Source organism: Chamaesiphon polymorphus CCALA 037 (assembly GCF_003003845.1).
Taxonomy (GTDB): domain Bacteria; phylum Cyanobacteriota; class Cyanobacteriia; order Cyanobacteriales; family Chamaesiphonaceae; genus Chamaesiphon; species Chamaesiphon polymorphus.
Genome location: NZ_PVWO01000445.1, coordinates 1 through 4,906, shown reverse-complemented (window position 1 = coordinate 4,906; position 4,906 = coordinate 1). Strand labels below are relative to the sequence as shown.

The following is a 4,906-nucleotide window of genomic DNA, read 5'->3' as shown; positions in this document are numbered from 1 at the left end:
CCGATGTGTATAAGAGACAGATCCTAGATATCTAATTCGACACTAGCAAGGGCATAATTTCACTAGCAGCAGCTTCGTCTAAATATAACGTTGCAGCGGGATACTTCCGCAAGATCGTGGCGGGACAGGTTGGCGCAATTTCGCCAGTCAGCATGGTTTTGACAATTGCAGCTTTTCTAGTTCCCATTGCCAAACAGCAAATCCGGCGTGCCTTACAAATGGTGGGTAAAGTCAGCGTGAGCGCATATTGAGGGACGGCTTCAATCCGATCGAAAAATCCGGTATTTACTTGCTGTTGGCGAGACTTGTCGGCCAATTTTACCAACTTGACGGGATAGCGATCGTTAAAATCTGCCACTTCGGGATCGTTAAAGGCAATATGTCCGGTTTCGCCAATTCCCAGGAAGCATAAATCGATCGGTTGTGCTGATAATAACCGATCGTAGCGATCGCATTCGGCGATCGGTTCTAAGGTATCGCCAGCGAGATAATGAAACTGACGCAGAGCCACTTTTTGCGCTACCATTTCCCGCATAAATAACTGAAAGCTCGCTGGATGCGTACCACCAATCCCCAAATATTCATCCAAATGAAACAATGTCAGCCGTCCCCAGTCGATTTCGCCAAATGTTGTTAAATCCTTAAGCAACTTAATTTGCGAAGCTCCAGAGGCCAAAATTGCGGCGGCACTCCCCTGTCGATCGATCGTTGCGCTCAGATAAGATTGGGTGTGTTGGACTAGATGACTGACAATATCTGCCTCATCGCGATAAACTTCAACCTGCAAAGCATCGACTTGAAAGGTACGTAATGGATTAGGCATAGTGATAGGTCGTCGCTCGATCGTGACATCGGACGATCTTACCCCAGATCGGATCGGTCGTAGTAATTGAGAATTGAGAATTGAGAATTGAAGACTGCACTGCAAGGTGCCGAATTTAAGTGGTTTCGTTGAGCCAAGAATCAAAAGTTGCGTTCGTGCCGAGGAGTCTTACTCCACAGCCTTTCTCGCGCATATATTTATTAGATGCAAATCGCCTGAAACCTTTGTGGTGGGCAGTGCCCACCCTACTTATACTGCTCAAATCTGTTATTCGGTAATTATCAATTATCAATTCTCAATTATCAATTCTCAATTATCAATTCTCAATTATCGACGAGCATCGTCGAACGATACCTCGACCGTGGTTTTGTAAGATTCGACTTGGTTGACGATCGTGGCAGTACTGCCCAGACCCAAGCCGAGCAGCATGGTTACCACCATAAGTTTACTAGTCAATCGGCGATCGGCAGGATTCGAGCAGCGATTTTCGTCGCCAAAGTCGAGTGGGAATATCTCTAGATCGAGCAGAACGTCATTGGCGCACTCATATCTCTCGACACAATCAACCCGTGTCATTCGCTCTAAAATTGCGGCCAATCGATCGCTAATCTGGGTCAGATCTCGCCAGATAACTTCCTGTGATTCGTTCCTGGGTAAGTGGAGGGGATACTGTCCCGTCAAAAACTGAATTGCTGTCATTCCCAGCGAGTAAATATCGCTACCAAAAGTAGCCACGCCTTCAGCTTGTTCGGGTGCGTGATAGCCTGGAGTCCCTACCACTGTAGTCGATGCCTCTGACTCGCTCCCCAAATCGTGCACTGCCCCAAAATCGATTAGGCACAACTGTCCGCTGTCCCAACGGCGGATAATATTCGCAGGTTTGATATCGCGATGAATTGCTTGCTTCTCATGCACGTAGTCCAATACCGTCAGCATCTCGCGCAGAAACTTAACTACCTTGGCTTCGCTCCACTGATGCCCGATCGTAAATTCTTTACTCAAATCGTCGCCAGCGACAAAATCCTGAACCATAAAAAAGTCGCCCTGATGCTCGAAGCACTCCACCTGATTGGGGATCTGAGCGTGCTTGAAGCGTGCCAGAATTGCCGCCTCCAATTGAAATAACTGCAACATCCGAGGATGCTCGACTTTGGGACGCAGTTGTTTGACTACACAGGTGGGGTTACCTGGTGCAGTCAGATTCTTTGCTAGATAGGTGTGTGCAAATCCACCTTTACCGAGCCGCTTGATAATTTGGTAACGACCATCCACGACGATATTCATGGGCTGGGTAGCAGAAATTGCTATTAAACTTCTGGTTACATATAATCGTTGATATTATCGATCGAAACTGTATGCTATGAGACAATTAGTCACAGAAATACATTAGTAACTCTAATTCAGCAATTTGTACTGATATCGAACCAAACTTCAACTCCTGTCAGGACAGAGCTTTGACAGCCAGACCGATCCCCAGAAACGATGCAGTTTCGATTAAATAATGCCATCGATAAGCCACAGCTATGACTCAAGTTATTGCCGCCTTTTATAAATTTGTATCGCTAGAGAACTATCGAGAGCTTCGTCAACCCTTATTAAATCTGTGTCAGCAACATCAGATTAAAGGTACGATTTTGTTAGCGGCTGAAGGCATTAACGGCACGATTTGTGGTAATAGAGCGAGTATCGATGCAATTCTCACTTATCTCAAAGCCGATCCCCATTTTGCTGACTTAGAACATAAAGAATCGATCGCGACTAAATCCCCATTCGACAGGCTTAAAGTCCGCCTCAAACAAGAAATCGTCACCTTCGGCGTCCCCACCGTCGATCCTACCAATCTCGTCGGTACCTACGTCAAACCCCAAGACTGGAACGAACTCATCGCCAACCCCGACGTCGTTGTCATTGATACTCGCAACCAGTACGAAGTCGAAATCGGCACCTTTGCAGGCGCGATCGATCCGCATACCGACTCCTTTACCGAATTCCCCGAATACGTCGCCACCCATCTCGATCCGCAACAACACAAACAAATCGCCATGTTTTGCACTGGTGGGATCCGCTGCGAAAAAGCGACCTCCTACCTGCTATCTCAAGGCTTTGAGAACGTCTATCACCTCCAGGGTGGCATCCTCAAGTATCTCGAAGAAATCCCCGCCGCCGAGAGCCAATGGGAGGGCGAATGCTTTGTTTTTGACGATCGCGTCGCCGTCACCCACGGATTAGAACCGGGTACCCATCAACTCTGCTGGGGTTGTGGCAACCCAATCTCGCCCTCAGATCTCGCATCGCCCCATTACGAACCAGGGATCTGTTGTCCCCACTGCTACGCGACAATTACCCCCACACAACGCGCCAGCCGCACCGAAAGATGGCGACAACTCCAAGATCGATAGTCCGATTTGGTGTTGCTGGATCTAAGTATGAAATTGCTGGTGATGGGGTTGGGAGTTGGGAGTTGGGAGTTGGGAGTTGGGAGTTAAAGGAATCAGTTTGGAAAGCAACGATCCAGAATCATACCTTAATCCAGCAACGCCTCCAATTGCTACTAGTGATTGAGTTGTCGTTATTGGATCTACTCGATTGACAGTTCGATTGACAGTGAGCTACCGAACCCGATAAGATGACCTTGTTTACAATGATAATGATTATCATTTTATTAGAAATCTGTCACGCTAGATGCTGTGACACACACCAAGAACCCACCGATAATTTACCAATTTAATATGACGATCGCGAACATTAATCCTCGTCGCTCAAACTCAAAACAACCACTACGCTATAACTGGCTGGTGGCCTCAATTTTCACCATCGGGCTACTAACTGGATGCACCAGCCCAAATAAACAACCTACAGATGCGGCTAGCCCCACAGCTACCGAAACCCCAGCCACAACCACAGCCGCAAATACAGCCACCAGCCCGAAAGTAGTAGTCACAAATACTGTCTTGTGCGATTTGACGAAACAAATTGCGGCTAGCACCGTAAATGTAGTGTGCTTGTTACCTCCTGGTAGCGACCCCCACGTCTACAAAATGACCCCAGAAGCCAGACAATCGATCGAAAAGGCTCAACTAGTTTTGTATGGCGGCTATGACTTTGAGCCAGAGCTAATTAAAGCAATTAAAGCAACATCCAATCCAGCTCCGAAAATTGCCGTACACGAAGTAGCGGTACCAAAACCCCAGCAGTTTGAAGAACATGGTAAAAGCACGGCAGATCCACACGTTTGGCATAATGCCCAGCATGGAAGCAAAATTGCCGAAACGATCGCCGCTAATTTAGAGAAATTAGTGCCAGCCCAAGCAGCAACTTACAAGCAAAATACTCAAAAGTTAACTTCCGAAATCGGGCAACTCGATACTTGGATTAAATCGCAAATAAATACGATTCCGGCTGCTAAAAAAGTGTTATTTACAACTCACGACGCACTTGGATATTACTCCACAGCTTATGGAATTCCGGTTAATGCTTTAGAAGGATTGAGTACGGAAGAAAAGCCCAACGCCGCGAGAGCGAAAGAAATGGTTGGCCAAATTAAAAAGGCACAAGTTCCGACGATTTTTGCCGAACTGACACTCAATCCCAAACTAATTACCGCGATCGCTAAAGAAGCGAATGTGAAATTAGCAGAGCAGGAACTCTATGTTGATGGATTGGGCGAAGCATCTAGTCCGGGTGAAACATATCAGAAAATGTTAGTTTCCAATACTAAAACGATCGTTGAAGGTTTAGGTGGCAAATACACACCTTTTACGGCTAAATAAGCGCAGCAGCGTAGCCCGACTTCGATCGCCATAAGTAGATATTCATATCAGCATTGAGGTATGAAAAGTTTTGAAACTTTAGGCTTGAGATCGAGATCGGTTTTACATTCGTGTAATATAAAAGATCGGACTTCAAACCAGCACCGCCCATTTTTACAATTAAAAATCATCAAAATGAATACTTTCCAGCATTATCTAAACTGGCTCGCAATTACTGCAAGTTCGGTATGTGTCACTTTATTGATCGCAACTGCTTCCCAAGCTGTAGATTCAATTACAACTAAGCCTGATTCGTCAGCGTCCAGCGTCACGA

General features: G+C 46.4%; 4 protein-coding genes. 2 read left to right on the top strand and 2 right to left on the bottom strand.

From position 1 onward, the window contains the following. Positions 1–31: 31 nt before the first annotated feature. Both C7B77_RS23980 and C7B77_RS23975 read right to left on the bottom strand, forming a co-directional pair. Positions 32–823 carry a glucosamine-6-phosphate deaminase gene (locus C7B77_RS23980; RefSeq protein WP_106310830.1) on the bottom strand — a complete coding sequence of 264 codons (792 nt, stop codon included), beginning with the start codon at positions 821–823 and terminating at the stop codon, positions 32–34. Positions 824–1,150: 327 nt separating this feature from the next. Further along, on the bottom strand, positions 1,151–2,107 hold the full coding sequence (locus C7B77_RS23975; protein WP_106310827.1) for a serine/threonine-protein kinase: 957 nt from the start codon (positions 2,105–2,107) through the stop codon (positions 1,151–1,153). A 239-nt stretch (positions 2,108–2,346) separates the two neighbouring features. Here C7B77_RS23975 and trhO point away from each other — a divergent pair, with 239 nt between their 5' ends. Then, a complete protein-coding gene (gene trhO / locus C7B77_RS23970) occupies positions 2,347–3,222 on the top strand; it encodes an oxygen-dependent tRNA uridine(34) hydroxylase TrhO (RefSeq protein ID WP_106310824.1) in 876 nt (291 codons plus the stop codon). Positions 3,223–3,552: 330 nt separating this feature from the next. Next, positions 3,553–4,593 carry a metal ABC transporter solute-binding protein, Zn/Mn family gene (locus tag C7B77_RS23960; RefSeq protein WP_106310819.1) on the top strand — a complete coding sequence of 347 codons (1,041 nt, stop codon included), beginning with the start codon at positions 3,553–3,555 and terminating at the stop codon, positions 4,591–4,593. Positions 4,594–4,906 lie beyond the last annotated feature (313 nt).

What these genes read in the sequence shown, in the direction of transcription:
- C7B77_RS23980 (WP_106310830.1), bottom strand. Translation starts at nt 823, where the DNA reads ATGCCTAATCCATTACGTACCTTTCAAGTCGATGCTTTGCAGGTTGAA.
- C7B77_RS23975 (WP_106310827.1), bottom strand. Translation starts at nt 2,107, where the DNA reads ATGAATATCGTCGTGGATGGTCGTTACCAAATTATCAAGCGGCTCGGT.
- trhO (WP_106310824.1), top strand. Translation starts at nt 2,347, where the DNA reads ATGACTCAAGTTATTGCCGCCTTTTATAAATTTGTATCGCTAGAGAAC.
- C7B77_RS23960 (WP_106310819.1), top strand. Translation starts at nt 3,553, where the DNA reads ATGACGATCGCGAACATTAATCCTCGTCGCTCAAACTCAAAACAACCA.